This window comes from Streptomyces sp. NBC_00442 (assembly GCF_036014195.1).
Classification (GTDB): Bacteria; Actinomycetota; Actinomycetes; order Streptomycetales; family Streptomycetaceae; genus Streptomyces.
This window is the reverse complement of the sequence record NZ_CP107918.1, coordinates 179077-194443: the sequence shown is the minus strand read 5'-3', so window position 1 is coordinate 194443 and position 15367 is coordinate 179077. Positions and strand designations below refer to the sequence as shown.

Sequence of the window (15367 nt, the reverse complement as noted above, 5' to 3'; positions counted from 1 at the left end):
GATCTACGCCGGTGGCTAGGGTCGCGGCCGTGACGATCACGCTGAACGACGCCGCCCGCGAGCTTCTTGACGCCGCGCATCCCGCGGTGCTGGCCACCGTCAATCCCGATGGCAGCCCGCAGACCTCGGTGGTCTGGGTCGGCCGGGACGGCGACGACCTGCTGATCTCCTCGGCGGCGGGCCGCCGCAAAATCACCAACATGGAACGCGACGGGCGGGTCAGCCTGACTGTCTACGACCGGGCCGACCCGCAGCGCTACCTGGAGGTACGCGGCAGCGCGACCGTGGCCGAGGACCTGGGCCGGAAGGTGGCCGTCGCCCTGGCCGAGAAGTACGAGGGGCCCGGCGCGGGTGAGGAGTACGTGGAACTGCCCGCGGAGGTGGTGCGCGTGGTCGTCAGGATCACCCCGCGGCGCCTGGCCGGAACCTTCGCCGGCTGAAACGGCTGAGACGGCTGAAACGGCTGAACCGGCTGAACCGGCCGGGCCGGGCCGGCCGGACCGGTCAGCTTGTTACGCTCTCCGATCATGCGAGCCCTCTTCCCAGGATCCTTCGACCCGGTCACGCAGGGGCACCAGGACGTACTCCGGCGTGCTGCCCGCCTGTTCGACGAGGTCGTCGTGTGCGTGATGGTCAACGCGAACAAGACCGGCCGCTTCCCCGTCGAGGAACGGCTGGAGCGGCTCCGCGCGGCAGCAGCCGACTTCGGCAACGTCACGGTCGACTCCCACACCGGCGGCCTCCTGGTCGACTACTGCCGCCGGGCCGGAATCGGCGTCGTCGTCCGCGGAGTCCGCGGCGTCGCCGACCTGGACTACGAGATGCCGATGGCCCGCATGAACCGCGAACTGGCCGGAGTCGAAACGCTCTTCATCGCCGCGGACCCCACCCTGGCCCACATCTCCTCCACCCTCGTCACCACGATGAGCCGACAGGACCGTGTGCCGAACGACGACACGAGCGAGCCCGTTCCGGCGGGCGGGGGCGCAGCCGCGGGTTCCTGAGGCGCGGCCGGTGCGGTCAGGACCGGCCCGACCGGCATCTACGCAACCGCAGGTATCCGCACCGTCTACGCAACCGCCGGTACCCGCAACGCGGCCAGCACCGGCAAGTGGTCCGTGGCCGTGCGAAGGTCTTGTTCCGCCACTCCGGCGAGCCCCATCGGCACCCCGCAGCCGAGGACTTCCACGCCCGGTGTCGCGAAGACCGCATCGATCCGTTGCAGCGGATCGCCGAGACGGGTGGTGTGTTCGCGTCCCCACGGCCTGGTGGCCCAGCCGTCCTGGAGCGCGTGCGCCAAGAGGCCGAAGGTGCGGCCGTCGGGGCGGTCGTTGAAGTCGCCCCCGGCCACGGCGTACGGCACGTCCAGGGCGGCCAGTTGACCGAGGAGCAGACCGCCCTGCTGGAACCGCTCCTGGTCGCTGACGCTCAGGTGACAGCTGAGCACCCCGAGCCTCGCGCCGCCGAACCGCAGGACGGCGGTGGCGAAGCCGCGCTGGTGCAGGCCGGGGGTGCGGGGGAGCAGGATGTCCTGCGTGCGCTCCACCTGGGCACGCAGGGAGGAGAGGATCATGGGGCCGGATGCGGTGGCGCCGCCCGAGACGTACACGAGCTCCGAGGCCCTGGCGAGACGGGCGGCGGCCTTGCGCCAGCGGAAGAAGCGCGGCGCCTCCTGTACGCAGACGACATCGGGCCGGCAGGCCCGGATCACCCGGGCCAGGGCCGCGACGTCGTCGCGCATGGAGCGGACGTTGTAGCTGAGCACACGCACCACGGCGGAACCGTCGGACTCCGTCGCCGACTCGGGCAGATCCCGCAGGCTCTCCCTCTCCACGCTTCCCCTCCTGGCATCGGTGGACGGCGGCAGGCAGTCGCTGACGTCGCACGCCTACCGCTCGGCATCTCACCCACACCCAAGCACAGCACGCACCGGATCGCCGTGCCGCCAGGCCTCGCGCCACCGGCCCTCCGTCCGGCCGTCAGGTGCTGAGCAGGCGGTTGAAGAACGAGCGGTACTGCTGCAGCGCGACGCGAAGATCCTCCGTCGCCACCTCCTCGCCGCGATGCCACTGCCCTTCGAGGTCACGCTTGTGCGCCGAGAAGGTCGTGGCGAGGGCCTGCATCGTCTCGGCGACGAGCTGGTCGGCCGCGTTGACGGACTCCCGCGGGTCGTCGACGAACCGGCTCTGGATCTGCTGCCACCTCGCGCGGAACTCCTCTTCCTCCCCACCGAGCAGCGGCTCCTCCTCCCCGGCCGGTTCCGCGGCCCGGCGGGGCTCGTCGGCCGATGCCCGCGCCTGCCCCGCGTCGTCCCTTCGGTCCTCGGGGCCGGCGCCGGCCGAAGCCGTGGCCTCGCCGGGGTAGGCCGGCGGGGTGTCGGTGAGGTCCGGTGCCGCGCTCTCGGTGTCCCGGCCGTCGGTGTCCCGCCGCCCGGCTCCGGTCAGATCCTCCGTGGACAGAGCGTCGCCGCCGCCGGGCCGGGGTGTCTCCATGCTGTTCATCGCCGCACATCCATCCGTGCTCTCGTCCTTCCATGCGCCACGGCGTTCGCCGCGACGCACCCGCGCCCGCCGTCCCTCGGCCGCCGTCTCATGCCGCGTCCCTGCCCGGCCGGTCTCCGTCGTGGAGCAGCTCCTCGAACAGCGCGCGATAGTGCACCATCGCGCCGCGCAACTCCTCGGTGGTCGCCCGGTGGCTGCTGCTGCGGTCGTTGACGTCGTGGGCGGCGCGGTAGTGCTCCAGGGTCTTTCCGTGCTCGACCGACAGGTCCCTGAGCTGCTGCTCGTACCCCTCCGTGGGGTAGCCCCGTTCGCTCATGAGCGTCGTGACGAGCCGGTCGGCGTCGTGGACGGCCTCGTCGGGCCGGTCGACGAACTGCTCCTGCACGTGGGCCCAGTCCCGGGAGTAGCGGTCGCGGGCGGCGGCGGGCAGCGGCTTGATGTCCAGCGCGTCGTGACGCTCCTCGCGCTCACGCAGTTCCTGCTCGCCCGCCCGGCGGCTGTCCTGCGCTTCCACAGTGCGCTCGTACTCGGGGCCGAACCGCTCCTGCAACCCGCGGCGGCGCACCATGACCCTGCGTGCCGCCACCGCGCAGACGATGAGCACCACCACGACGGCGACGATGATGATGATGACGGTGAGGGACATCGAGTCCTCCGCTCGTTGGCCGACCCGGCGCACCGTGGCCCCGCGAGGCCGGCCGATGCCCCGACCCACCGGTTGTCGTACGACGACCCACCGGTTGTCGTACGACCGACCGGTTGTCGCAGGGCGGCCCTTGTTCTCCGGCAATGGTGCCGATGTCCACTGTCCACAACGGCGGGCTCGGCCTGGGGAGGGTGCGTGCGCACCCGACACGTGTACGGCAGTACGTACGGCAGCCAGGTCCGACCCATGCGGACGTTCTGCCTCCGGTACCCATCGTGCTCCTTGTCGGCGCCGACGACAAGGAGCACGATGCGCGGAGCGGGCGTGCTTCAGTGCTGGTGGAGCGCCCATTTGCTGCCGTCGACCGGGGCCGAGCCGGGCAGTGCGATGAGTTCCGGTTTGAACAGGGGCTTCGCATCCATCGCCGGCTCCCAGGTCGCCAGCGTCTCGTCCTGAGGAACCTCGATCCGCTTGTCCTGGGCGAGATCGGCGACCACCTTCAGGAGCAGCCGCACGCCCAGCGGGGCCAGGTGCTCGCGCCACAGGCTCTGCGCGGTCGAGCCCGGCGGCACCAGCAGGTGTTCCTGCGCGGCGAGCGGTCCGGCGTCGGTCCGCTCGGTGAGGTGGTAGACGCTCCCGCCCGTGACCTTGTCGCCGTCCCGGATCGTCCACCGGATCGCGTCACGGCCACGGTGCAGGGGCAGCAGGCTGGGGTGGTAGCCGATGGTGGCGACGGCGGCCCTGGCGCGCGTGCGGCGGCCCAGGAAGGCGTGCGAATGCGCGGCGACGATGATGTCCACGCCGTCGGGGACGTGTATCGCCCGCAGCTCGGCCGAGTCCGTCCACGGGATGCTGCGCGGGTACGCCCAGGAACGCAGCCGGTCCCAGGACATCGCGTTGCTCTCGTCGCACTGCCCCCGGCGCAGCCGGGGCGCGGCCGCGCCGACGATCTTGTGTCCTTCGTCCAGCAGGGCGTCCCCGACCTGCACCGCGAACGCCCCCCGCCCCGACAGGTAGATGTTCACTCGTGCCCCCGGTGTGCTCCCGCCACCGTGGTGGCGTGCCGTTCGACGTAGTCGAGGGCGGCGTCGCGGTCCGGGTCGCGGTGCACGACCTGCCAGCCCCGCGGCATGTCCAGACAGGGCCGCCACAACGCGTGCTGTCCGCCGGTGTTCGTCACCACGAGCCAGTCGGCCTCGCCGCCGGCATCGAAAGGGTTGCCGCTCATCAATCGACCTCTTTCAGTCCAGGGGGATCGGGCCAGAACCGCACGGGCAGCGTGGAGAACCCGGTCAGGAAGTTCGACCGGATGCGCAGCGCCTCCTCGGTCTGCTCGAAGCCGGTGGTGAAGTCCCGCAGTGCCATGAGGAGTTCGGAGACCTCCACCTTGGCCAGGTAGGAGCCGACGCAGAAGTGCGGGCCGTAGCCGAAGGCCAGATGCTTGTTGGGGGCGCGGCCGAGGTCGAACACCCCGGGCCGCTCGAAGGCGCGCTCGTCCCGGTTGCCGGACGCGTGCCAGAGCGTGACGATCTCGCCGGGCCGCAGCCGTACCCCGTGCAGTTCGGTCTCGTGGACGACGCTGCGCCCGAAGTGCATCGTGGGCGAGGCCCAGCGCAGCACCTCGTCCACCGCCGTGTCGATCGCCACCTTCCCTTCCTTGAGCCGCTGCCACTGCACGCGCTCCCGCGCGAGCGTGCGCACGCAGTCGATCATCGTGAGCCTGCTGGTCTCGTCGCCCCCGATGATCAGGCTGTAGCAGTTGAGCACGACGTCCTCGTCGGACAGCGGGACACCGTCGATGGAGCTGCCGAGGAGCATGCTGATGACGTCGTCGCCGGGGGCCGCGCGCCGCTCCTCGACGATGTCCATGAAGTACATCAGGAGCTCGTTGCGGGCCATCTCGGACTCGACCTCGTCGACGCCCTCGTCGTCCGTCGACAGCGCCGTCCTGGTCAGCGAGAGCAGGAACTCCCGGTCCTGTCCGGGCACGCCGAGCAGGTTCGCGATCGTGGTCATCGGGATCCGGCCGGCGATCTCCTCGGCGAAGTCGCAGCCGCCGGACTCGACGGCCTCGCGCACCAGGCGGCGGGTGTTGGTCCGTACCGTACGGGCGACCTGATCGAGGACCCTCGGCGAGAGCACCCGCTGAAGGATCTTGCGCAACTCGTGGTGGCGCCGCCCGTCGGTGACGGCCAGCATCTTGCCCGCGCCGGCATCGCCGCCCTCCAGCAGGGTGACCAGCACATTGCCGCGCTCGGACGTGAAGTTCACGTTGTCCCGGTAGGTGGCCATGATGTCGTCGTAGCGGGAGAGCACCCAAAACCCCCGGCGCCCGTCGGCCGGGCCGTTCCAGTGCACCGGGGCGGTGTCGCGCAGCGTGCGCCAGAACCCGTCGAGGCCGCGGCCGGCGAAGGTGCCGGGATCGCCCAGGTCCACGGTGTCCGGTGCCGGGTGGAGTGCCGGTTCCAGAGCCGGGTGCAGAGCAGGGTCAAGTGCCGGAGTGCTCACGCTCACCAGTCCGTACGCCAGAACCGGCGCGGCAGGAACGGATAGGTGGGCAGCGGCACGCGGTGGCTGGTTTCCCCCAGGTGCAGGGCGCCGAAGTCGACCCGCTCGCCGCTCACCCAGGCGGCCGCCAGACCCGACAGCGCCCGCGTGTCCGTCCCGGAGCTCAGGATCCCGTTGTCGCCGCGCTGGAAGGAGCTCGCGTCCACGTGCGGCGCGGCGGCGGTCGAGGTGACCCCGCCGCCGGGGGACTCCTCGGACAGGGCCGCGATCAGCTCGTCGCGGCTGCGCACGACGGCCGCCCACCGGCGGGCCATCACCTTGCGCCCCAGGTTGAGGCTGTAACAGATGTCGTCCAGACGCTGCTCGGGATGGGCCGCGAGCCACTCCTTCAGCCTCGTGCGCTGACGGGCCAGTGCGTCGTCGTCCAGGGCGGACAGCGTGGCGAGCCGTGGCCTGCCGGCGTCCTCGGGGGCGCGCCCGGCGAGGGCCGGCGGCTCCTCCAGGACCAGGTGGGCGTTGTAACCGCCGCCCCCGAGCGAGGTGATGCCCGCGCGGCGGATGCCGGGCTCCGGATCCCAGTCCGCCGTTTCGCGCTGCGGGACGAACGGGGTGCTGGGGAAGTCGATGTCCTGATTGACCTCCGTCAGGTTGATGGTCTCCGGGAGCTTGCGGTGATAGAGGGCCAGCGCGGCCTTCATCGCGCCGAAGCCTCCCGACACCACACCGCCGTGGCCCACATTGCCCTTGACCCCGCCGATCGAGGTGGTGGCGGTCTGCTTGCCGAACGCCATGTCCGCCGCGTGGACCTCCAGTTCGTCGGTCATGGGCAGGCCGAGGCCGTTGGCCTCGTACATCGACACGGTGTCCGGGGTGACGCCACCGACCTCCATGGCGTTGGCGATGCACGCGCTGAGCCGCTCGGGCTGGGCCAGGCCATAGGCCATCGCGCTGACACCGTTGTTGTTGACGGCGGAGCCCTTGACCACGGCGTAGATGTGGTCGCGGTCGGCGACGGCCTGGGCGACCGGCTTCAGCAGCACCGTGACGACGCCGCTGGACAGTGCGGTGCCGGTGCCGTTGGCGTCGAAGGGGCGGCAGTGGCCGTCCTTGGACAGCACGCGGTTCTCTTCCCACAGGTGACCGCGCGGGTGCGGCAGGCGGACCATCGCGCCGCCCGCGATCGCCATGTCGGTCTGGCCGAGCAGCAGCGACTGACAGGCCAGGTGCACCGCGTAGTGGAAACCGGCACAGACGGCGGCGACGGTGACGGCCTCCCCGGTCAGCCCCATGTAGTACAGCGCGTTCGACGTCATGGTGTCCGGCGACCACGCCAGACTCGCCTCGATCGCCTCGGGGCCGACCGACACCCGGTCCGGCGGGGAGCTGTAGAGCGCGGCGGTCTGCGGGTTGTTGGCGCCGTACATGCCTATCTCGGCCTTCAGGCGGTCCGGGTCGTACCCCCCGTCCTCGAGCGTCTCCCACGCGCTCTCCAGGAACAGCCGGTTCTCCGGGGTCATCGCCGCCGCCATGCGGTCGCTGATGCCGAACACCGACGGATCGAACTGGTCGTACCCTTCGAGCACGCCGCAGGCACGCACGTAGAACGGGCTGTGGATCAGGGTCTCGTCGACCAGGATGTCGTCCTTGGCGAGGAACGACACGGACTCCCTGCCGTTGACGAGGTTGTCCCAGAACTGCTCTTTGTTCCTGGCTCCGGGGGCGCGAAGCGACATGCCGATGACGGCAACATCGCCCGGGTCGTAGTCCTGCTCGGGGCTGTCGGTCATGAGAGGGCTCCTGCTTCGGGTCGAGGGGTGGGGCTCAGCGGCCGGATGGCGCGGCGCGGCCACGGAGCGCCGCGCGGCGGGTGCCGGCGCGCAGACGGGCCGACGTGACGGCCTCGCGTGCCGCGCCGCTGTCGTCGTCGAGCCAGCCGGCGAGGGAGGAGATGTCGCGGAAACTGAACAGATCGGGCACCCGGACGCGACGGTCGAACCGCCTGGTCATCAGCCGGGCCAGCCGGATCAGCAGCAGCGAGTCACCGCCGAGGTCGTAGAAGGCGGCATGGACGTCGATGCCCGCCGGTTCCAGGTCGAGCAGTTCGCCCCAGATCTCGGCGAGCGCGATCTCGGTCGCGGTGCTCGGAGCCGCCATGGGCCCGCCGGACGACGCCGGGGCGGGGGGCTCCGGCAGCGCGGAGCGATCGAGTTTGCCGCCCGGCGCCAGCGGAAGTGCCGCAAGGAACACGACCGTTGCCGGCACCATGTGGTCGGGCAGCTGGGTGGAGAGCCTGCCGGTGATCGCGGACTGGAGAGCGGCGTCCGACCAGACCCTCTCGCGGGCGTCGCCCTCCGGCACCACGTACCCGATGAGCCTGCCGCCCCGTACGGCGGCGGCCGCCTCGCGGACCTCGGGGCAGCCGGTCAGCCGGGCCTCGACCTCTTCCAGCTCGATGCGGAACCCGCGCAGCTTGACCTGGTGGTCGGCGCGGCCGCCGAACCGGAGCGCGCCGTCCTCGGTGAACGCGACGACGTCACCGGTGCGATACATGCGTTCGCCGTCGAGGAACGGGTCCGGCACGAACCGTTCGGCCGTGGTGCGCGGCCGGTTGACGTATCCGTGGGCGAGGCCGACGCCGCCGATGTACAGCTCGCCGCTCACGCCGGCCGGCAGCTGCCGCAGGTTCTCGTCGAGCACGTAGGCGCGGACGCCGGGCGACGGCGGGCCGATGGTGGGCTCATCGCTCTCGTCCTCGGGCACCAGCTCGACCGAGCAGAACACGGTCCCCTCGGTGGGGCCGTACGCGTTGTAGACGCGATCGGCGCCGGTCTCCCGGTAGGCCCGGTCCACGAGCTTGCGCCGCAGGGGTTCGCCCCCGAACACCACGGTACGCACGTTCGGTGGCAGCGAGCCCGCGTCGAGCAGGCTGTTCATCACGGACGGGACGACGTTGAGGTGGGTGATCCTGTCGGCGTACCGGCTGTCCGGCAGGTGGACGGCGCTCTCCACGAGCACGACGGCGCCGCCGCGGCACAGTGCGGCGAAGATCTCCATCACGGACATGTCGAAGCAGACCGAACTCGCCGCCGAGACACCGCTCAGGTCGCGTCCCTCGAAGAGACGGTCCATCTCGGCCAGCATGGCCACGCAGCCGGGATGGTGGAGGGCCACGCCCTTGGGCCGGCCGGTGGATCCCGACGTGTAGATGATGTAGGCGGTGTCATCGGGCACGACCGGCACGGGCCGCTCGCCGGGCTCCGTCGTCACGGTCTCGCCCAGGACGACCACGGTCGGCCCGGCGGGGCAGCCGGCCCGGGACGCGGGTGTGGTCAGCAGCATCCGGGTCCCGCTGTCGCGGACCATGAACGCCAGCCGCTCGGAAGGGTAGTTGGGGTCCAGGGGCAGATAGCAGGCGCCGGTCCGCAGGATGGCCAGGATGCCGACGACCAGGTCGGGGGTGCGCTCGACACAGATGCCGACCGGCACTCCGGGGCCGGCGCCGTCGGCGACGAGCCGTTCGGCCAGCGCGCGGGACCGCTCGTTCAGTTCGTCGTAGGTCAGGACGCCGGCGTCGGAGTAGACCGCGGGCGCGTCGGGATTCTTGACCGCCTGCTCGACGAAGGCGGCGTGCAGGGTGTCGCTCACTGGTCCGCCCCCTGGGGGCGGATGCTCGGCGCGACGTCCTGAAGTGCCAGGTCGGGGCGGGCGATCGAGTCGAAGAGCACGGTGCGGTAGAGCGCGAGCAGGTCCGTCACGGTCTGCCTTTCCAGGTAGCTCGGTTTGTACTGGATGTGGCCGACCACCTCGCCGTCGATGTCGGCCATCGAGATCTCCAGGTCGAATTTGGCGAGGTGCCTGCGCACTTGAAGCGGTTCGAGGGGGAGGGCGCCGTCGGGCTCGATGGTGTCCCCTATGCCGTGGAAGAGCTTCACCGACCGGGGGAAGGCGTCCGAGGACAGCCAGTTCACCACCACGTCGAACCACGGAGAGCGCCCTTCGGCCCTCGGTGGCTTCAGGGCGGACGCCAGGAGGTCGAGCGGGTAGTTCATGTGCTCCAACAGGCCCAGCGAGAAGGCGTGGACCTCGCGCAGCAGATCGCGGAAGCTCCGGTCGCCCGCGGGATGCGCCCGCACCAGGACCGTGTTCAGGTAGTAGCCGATGGCGGACTCCCAGCCGGGCTCGCCGCGCTGGGCGATGGCGGTGGCGAGGACGGAGTCCTCGGCTCCGGCCGCCCGGTTGAGCGTGGCGAAGAAGCCGGCCAGGACGACACTGCTGATCGACACGCCTTCGCGTACCGCGAACTCCCGTAGCAGCCGGGTCTCTTCGCGGCTCCAGCGCAGGGTCAGGTCGCGGCCCTCGTACGTGACGCCCGGCGGGCGCTCCATGGAGGACAGCTCGACACGGGCGGGCGGATCGGCCAGCTCGCGCGACCACCACCGCAGCGCCGCGTCGGCGGCGGGGCCGGCCAGCCACTGGCGCTCCCACTCGACGAACTCGGTGTAGGGGGAGACCGGTTCGCCGTCCGCGGGGTCGGCGCCCTCGTAGTACTCCTGGAGCTCCCGGATCATCACGTCCGCGGACGCGGCGTCCGAGGCGATGTGGTGCACGAGCACCAGCAGGTAGTGGTCGGCGGGTCCGCGCGCCATCAGGACCACCCGGACCAGCGGCCCGTTGTCCATGTCGAGCGGCAGGTGTCCGTACTCGGCCAGTTCCTCACGGGCCTCTTCGTCGTCCAGGTCCGCGCTGTCCACCACGACGAACTCGTACACCGGCTCGTCGAGGACGACCTGGTACGGGCTGCCGCCCGCCTCCACGAACAGGGTGCGCAGCGCCGGATGGCGCTCCATCACGGTGCGTACGGCGTCCTCGAGCGCCGTCTCGTCCACCTTGGTCCGGATCCGGGCGGCCACCATGAAGTTGTAGGGCACGGCGTCCGGCGCGACCATCTGCATGAACCACAGCGAGGCCTGGCCGTGCGAGGCCGGCGCCACCGCGAGGCCGAGACCGCCGGCGCGCAGCCGTTGCGCCGCGGGGGTGTCGGCGGGATCGAGGAGTCCGCGCGCGACCAGTTCCTCCACCAGTTCCTCGGCGTCGAGCTCGGACAGGTCGTCCAGGAAGTCCCGGGGCCCCGGGACCTGCGCCGCTTTCGCGGCGGGGACGGGGGCGGGGGCGGGGTCCTTTGCGGCAGCGGGCGGGGCCGCGGCCGGCCCTTCGATGGTTTCGACGATGTGGCCGACCACCTCCGGTACGGTGCGGCCGTCCAGGAACACCACGGGCGACACCCGGTGTCCGAAGAGCGACTGCAGCCTGTTGACGAGGCGGAGCGCGAGCATCGAGTCGAGGCCGAACTCGCGCAGGTGGGTGCCCTGGCCGAACTGGCTCGCCGGCACGCCCACGGCGTCGGCGATCTCGTCGAGGACAACGTCACCCAGCGGCCGGCCCGGCGCCGCCTCGGCCGCCGCCGGCCGCACGGTCGCCGCCACGGGCTCGGCGGCGGGCTCGGCGGCGGGCGCTGAGGCAAGGGCCTGGGGGCGGGGCGCCGTGTCCAGCCAGTAGCGGTCCTTCTGCCAGGGCACGAGCGGGGTCTCCACGACCTCGACGTCGTCGGTGAACAAGGAGTCGTAGGTCAGCGGGAGGCCTCTGACGTAGAGCGAGGCGGCGGCGCCGAGCAGGCAGCGGACGTCGCTCTCGTCGCGCCGCAGGGAGTTGACGGCGTGCACCTGCACACCGCGGGCCAGCGCGATCTCCTCGACGGCGCCGCGCAGCGTCTCGTGCGGGCCGATCTCGATGAACGTGCCGACACCGTCGTCCACCAGCGAGGCGATCGTCTCGGCGAACCGCACCTGGTTGCGCAGATTGTGCACCCAGTAGTCGACGTCCACGACCGGGTTCACCGTGTCGGCCAGCGCGGTGGAACGGAACTCGATGGTGTTCGCCCGCGGGGTGATCCCGTCGATGCGTGCGCGCAGCGGCTCGGTCAGCGGGTCCATGCCGGGGCTGTGCACCGGCCGTTCGACGCGGATCCGCCGGGTGGAGATCCCGTCCCGCTCGAGGTCGGCCTCCAGCGCGGCGACGGCCTCGGGCGACCCGGAGACCGCCGCACTGGTGGGGCTGTTCACCACGGCGATCGCCGCGTGTTCCGCGTACGGGACCAGCCGCGGCAGCAGTTCGTGCTCCGGCAGGTCGACCGAGATCATGGCGCCCGCGGCCGCCTTCCGCTCCAGCAGGTGCGACCGGGCGACCACGACACGCGCCGCGTCCTCCAGCGACAGCGCGCCCGCGACACATGCGGCCGCGACCTCGCCCAGGCTGTGCCCGACGACGGCGGCCGGCTCGATGCCCAGGTCGAGCCAGACCTTCGCCAGCGACACCTGCAAGGCGAACAGCACGGGCTGCTGGAAGTCCATCTCCTCGAACCTGGACCGGTCCGCCGGGGCCACGAGCTCGTCGAGCACCGAGCAGCCGCCGGCGGCGCGCACGGCCGCGTCGCAGGCGTTCATCCACCCGCGGAACCCGGCGTGCGAGGCCATGAGTTCGCGTCCCATGCCGACCCACTGCGTACCGCCGCCGGAGAACACCAGCGCCACCCGCCGGTCGCCGCCGCCGGTGACCGTACCCGTGACGATGTCGGGGTGCGGTTGGCCGGCGGCGATCCGGGCGAGTCCGTCCAGGACGTCCTGCCGGTCGCGGGCGAACAGCGCGATCCGGTGGTTGTGGTGGGTGCGCCGGGTCGCGAGCGTGTAGGACAGGTCGCTGACCCGCAGCCCGGGGTGGCGCTCGACGTGGTTGGACAGCTCGCGGCAGGTGTCGGTGAGCGCGGCGGCCGTACGCGCCGTGACGGGCACGAGGTACGGCCGCGCCTCGGCCGTGGCACCACCGCCCCGGCCAGGGGCGACGTGCCGTCCCCCGTCTCCCGCGAGGAAGGGGGCGGGCGTGACGGAGAGCCCGGCGGCGTACAGCGCGCCGAGCGACCCGAGCAGGGTCGACGCTTCGTCGGCGCCGCGCCGCAGCGAGGGCAGGGTGGCCGCCGGCAGGATCTCCGAGACGGACTTCAGGAGCAGGGGGTGCGGGCTGATTTCGACGACCGCGTCGATGTCGTGGTCGCGCAGGGCCGTCAGGGCGCCGACCATGTGGATCTCCTGGCGCAGGTTGGCGGCCCAGTAGCCGGGGCCGAGCTCCGCGCCGTCCACGCGTTCGCCGGTGACCGTCGAGATCATCGGGATGCGCGTGGTGCGCGGCACGATGCCGTCGAGCTCCGCCGTGAGCGGGGCGAGGACGTGGTCGATCAGGGGTGAGTGGGGCGCGTGCCCCATCCGGACCCGGTGGCTGGTGACGCCGTCCTCGGTCAGGTGCCGTGCGAGATCGTCGATGTCCTGCGAAGTGCCGGTCACGAGGGTGGAGTTGAGGCCGTTGTAGCCGGACAGGGTGAGGCCTTCGGTGAGGTACTGCCCGGTCACGTCGGCGCCGGCCATGACGGCGAGGCCGTCACCGCGTCCGACGGCCAGGTGCTGCAGGAGCCGGCCGTGGTGGGCGGCCAGCCGGGACGCGTCCTGGAAGTCGAGCGCACCGGCGATGTGCGCGGCGGCGAACTCGCCGACGCTCTGCCCCACGACGACGTCCGGCTCCACCCCCAGCGAGCGCCATGCGTCGGCGAGCGCGACCTGGAGGGAGAACAGCAGCGGCTGGAAGACGTCCATGTCGTCGATGCGGCCGTCGGGCGCGAGGAGTTGCTCGACGAGCGAGAAGCCCACAAGCTCCCGCATCCGCCGGTCGGAGCGCATCATCGACCGGCGGAACACGGGCATGCCGGCGAGCAGCTGCCTGCCCATCCCCACCCACTGCGAGCCGTTGCCCGAGAACAGGAACGCCACGCGCGGCGCACGCGCGGCGGGCTCGCCGACGCTCAGTCCTTCGGCCGGAGCGCCGGCATGGAAGGCATCCAGCTTGGTCCTGAGCTCGGGCATGGAGCGCGCCGTGACCGCGAGCCTGAACCCGCCCTCACCGGGCGCCCGTTGGCAGACCGCACGCAGATCGGTCTCGTCCCGCAGCGCCGCGGCCCGCTCGGCCAGCGCCTCCCGGGAGTCCCCGGCCAGCAGGACGAGCGCGCCCTCGGGGCGCGGCAGTTCCTCCACCACGACGTGGCTGATCGCGCCGCCGAAACCGAACGAGCTGACACCGCCCCGGCGCGCGTCGGACCGCCGCGGCCATGGCGTCAACCGGTCCTGGACGGCGAGGTTGTACTCCTCGAACATGATCTGAGGGTTGGGCGCGGCATAGTGCAGGCTCGGCGGCAGGACGCCGTTGCGGATCGACAGGGCGAGCTTGACCAGACCCACGATGCCGGCGGCCGCTTCCAGGTGTCCGACATTCGACTTGACGGAGCCGAGCAGCAACGGGTCCTTGCGGTCGCCGCCCAGGACGGCTCCGATGGCGTTGGCCTCGATGGGGTCGCCGAGAGGTGTCGCGGAGCCGTGGCACTCGATGTAGTCCACCTGGGCGGGTGCGATGCCGGCCCGGCGGTAGGCGTTGCGGAGCATCAGTTCCTGCGCCTGCGGGTTGGGCGCGGTCATCCCGTTGCTCACGCCGTCGTTCTGGGACGAGCTGCCCTTGATCACGCAGTACACCGGAAGCTCGCGTTCCAGGGCCACGCTCAGGGGCGCAAGGACGACCACTCCGGCGCCCTCGCCGCGGACATAGCCGTCGGCCCGTGCGTCGAAGGACTTGCAGCGGCCGTCCGGGGCGAGCGCGCCCATCGCGTCCATGGCGGTGTAGTAGTCGGAGACGAAGCTCAGGTTGACTCCGCCGGCCAGCACCAGGTCGCTCTCGCCCATCCAGAGGGACTGACAGCCCGTGTGCACGGAGACGAGGGATCCCGCGCAGGCGGCGTCGATGGCCATGCTGGGGCCCTGCAGGCCGAGTACGTAGGAGACGCGGTTGGCGATGATGCCGTCGTGCATGCCGGTCGCCGTGTGCGGGGTGATCTGGACGTCGGGCCCGCGATAGTGCGCCAGCGCCGCGTAGTCGCCCCAGCAGGAGGCCATGAACACGCCGGTCTCGGTGCCGGCGAGGCTGCCGGGCGCGATGCCCGCGTCCTCCAGTGCCTCCCAGGCCAGTTCCAGGATCAGACGCTGCTGGGGGTCCATCTGGACGGCTTCGCGCGGCGAGATGCCGAAGAACAGCGGATCGAACCGGTCGATGCCGTCGATGAATCCGCCCCAGCGCACCGCGTCGCCCAGCAGGTCGCGCCGCGCGGCCGGCACCGGGCCGACGGCGTCCCGGCCCTCGGACAGCAGCTGCCAGAACGCGGACGGGTCCGGTCCGCCCGGGAAGCGGCAGCCGATGCCCACGATGGCGATGGGTTCGTGCGACGCCGCCCGGTGGTCTTTGCTCGGAGCGGACTTCGTCGCGGAACGCGGGCCTTCGGCGAGTGCACGGGACAGTGCGTCGACCGTCGGGTACTGCCACATCCACGTGACGGGCACTTTCCAGCCAAGCAGATCCGACATTGCCGCGGCGAGCGTGGAGAACTTGACGGAGTCGAGGCCGTACTGGTGCATCGGTGTCCAGCGATCCACGGCCTCATCGGGTGAGTCCATCAGCTCGGCGACACGCGACAGCAGAATCTCTGACAGGGCATGCGCATCTCGCACTGCGCGCTCGTGGGGCATTGCGGCTCCTCAACAGGGCGGGCGTAATGGGCCGGTGACGCTTT

Annotated in this window: 11 protein-coding genes; 2 read left to right on the top strand and 9 right to left on the bottom strand. The window is 71.6% G+C overall.

Features of this window, described 5'->3' with window-relative positions:
- Positions 1-29 precede the first annotated feature (29 nt).
- Positions 30-440, top strand: a complete 411-nt coding sequence (locus tag OG432_RS00910) for a PPOX class F420-dependent oxidoreductase (protein ID WP_328306668.1) — start codon at positions 30-32, stop codon at positions 438-440.
- 87 nt (positions 441-527) lie between these two features.
- Positions 528-1004, top strand: coding sequence for a pantetheine-phosphate adenylyltransferase (gene coaD / locus OG432_RS00905; protein WP_328306666.1), 477 nt, complete (start codon positions 528-530; stop codon positions 1002-1004).
- Positions 1005-1069: 65 nt separating this feature from the next.
- On the opposite strand, the gene OG432_RS00900 is transcribed toward coaD, so the two are convergent.
- The 9 genes from OG432_RS00900 to OG432_RS00860 form a co-directional block, all read right to left on the bottom strand.
- Positions 1070-1834 carry an endonuclease/exonuclease/phosphatase family protein gene (locus OG432_RS00900; protein ID WP_328306664.1) on the bottom strand — a complete coding sequence of 255 codons (765 nt, stop codon included), beginning with the start codon at positions 1832-1834 and terminating at the stop codon, positions 1070-1072.
- Between the two features lie 145 nt (positions 1835-1979).
- Positions 1980-2501, bottom strand: a complete 522-nt coding sequence (locus tag OG432_RS00895; RefSeq protein ID WP_328306662.1) for a hypothetical protein — start codon at positions 2499-2501, stop codon at positions 1980-1982.
- Positions 2502-2589: 88 nt separating this feature from the next.
- The gene (locus OG432_RS00890) at positions 2590-3147 is read right to left on the bottom strand and encodes a hypothetical protein (protein ID WP_328306660.1); all 558 of its coding nucleotides are present in this window, start codon (positions 3145-3147) and stop codon (positions 2590-2592) included.
- Positions 3148-3476: 329 nt separating this feature from the next.
- Positions 3477-4172, bottom strand: a complete 696-nt coding sequence (locus OG432_RS00885) for a formyltransferase family protein (RefSeq protein WP_328306659.1) — start codon at positions 4170-4172, stop codon at positions 3477-3479.
- Positions 4169-4375: an MbtH family NRPS accessory protein gene (locus tag OG432_RS00880; RefSeq protein ID WP_328306657.1), complete on the bottom strand. Its 207-nt coding sequence runs from the start codon at positions 4373-4375 to the stop codon at positions 4169-4171. Before OG432_RS00880 ends, OG432_RS00885 begins: the two co-directional genes overlap by 4 nt.
- Positions 4375-5655, bottom strand: a complete 1281-nt coding sequence (locus OG432_RS00875) for a cytochrome P450 (RefSeq protein WP_328306655.1) — start codon at positions 5653-5655, stop codon at positions 4375-4377. The genes OG432_RS00880 and OG432_RS00875 overlap by 1 nt, the downstream gene beginning before the upstream one ends.
- Positions 5656-5657: 2 nt before the next feature.
- Complete coding sequence (locus OG432_RS00870) at positions 5658-7442, bottom strand: type I polyketide synthase (protein ID WP_328306653.1); 1785 nt, start codon at positions 7440-7442, stop codon at positions 5658-5660.
- 34 nt (positions 7443-7476) lie between these two features.
- On the bottom strand, positions 7477-9300 hold the full coding sequence (locus OG432_RS00865) for a non-ribosomal peptide synthetase (RefSeq protein WP_328306651.1): 1824 nt from the start codon (positions 9298-9300) through the stop codon (positions 7477-7479).
- On the bottom strand, positions 9297-15323 hold the full coding sequence (locus OG432_RS00860) for a polyketide synthase (RefSeq protein ID WP_328306649.1): 6027 nt from the start codon (positions 15321-15323) through the stop codon (positions 9297-9299). Before OG432_RS00860 ends, OG432_RS00865 begins: the two co-directional genes overlap by 4 nt.
- Positions 15324-15367 lie beyond the last annotated feature (44 nt).

Coding starts and splice junctions, on each gene's coding strand:
- coaD (WP_328306666.1), top strand. CDS start 528: ATGCGAGCCCTCTTCCCAGGATCCTTCGACCCGGTCACGCAGGGGCAC.
- OG432_RS00895 (WP_328306662.1), bottom strand. CDS start 2,501: ATGAACAGCATGGAGACACCCCGGCCCGGCGGCGGCGACGCTCTGTCC.
- OG432_RS00890 (WP_328306660.1), bottom strand. CDS start 3,147: ATGTCCCTCACCGTCATCATCATCATCGTCGCCGTCGTGGTGGTGCTC.
- OG432_RS00880 (WP_328306657.1), bottom strand. CDS start 4,375: ATGAGCGGCAACCCTTTCGATGCCGGCGGCGAGGCCGACTGGCTCGTG.
- OG432_RS00870 (WP_328306653.1), bottom strand. CDS start 7,442: ATGACCGACAGCCCCGAGCAGGACTACGACCCGGGCGATGTTGCCGTC.
- OG432_RS00860 (WP_328306649.1), bottom strand. CDS start 15,323: ATGCCCCACGAGCGCGCAGTGCGAGATGCGCATGCCCTGTCAGAGATT.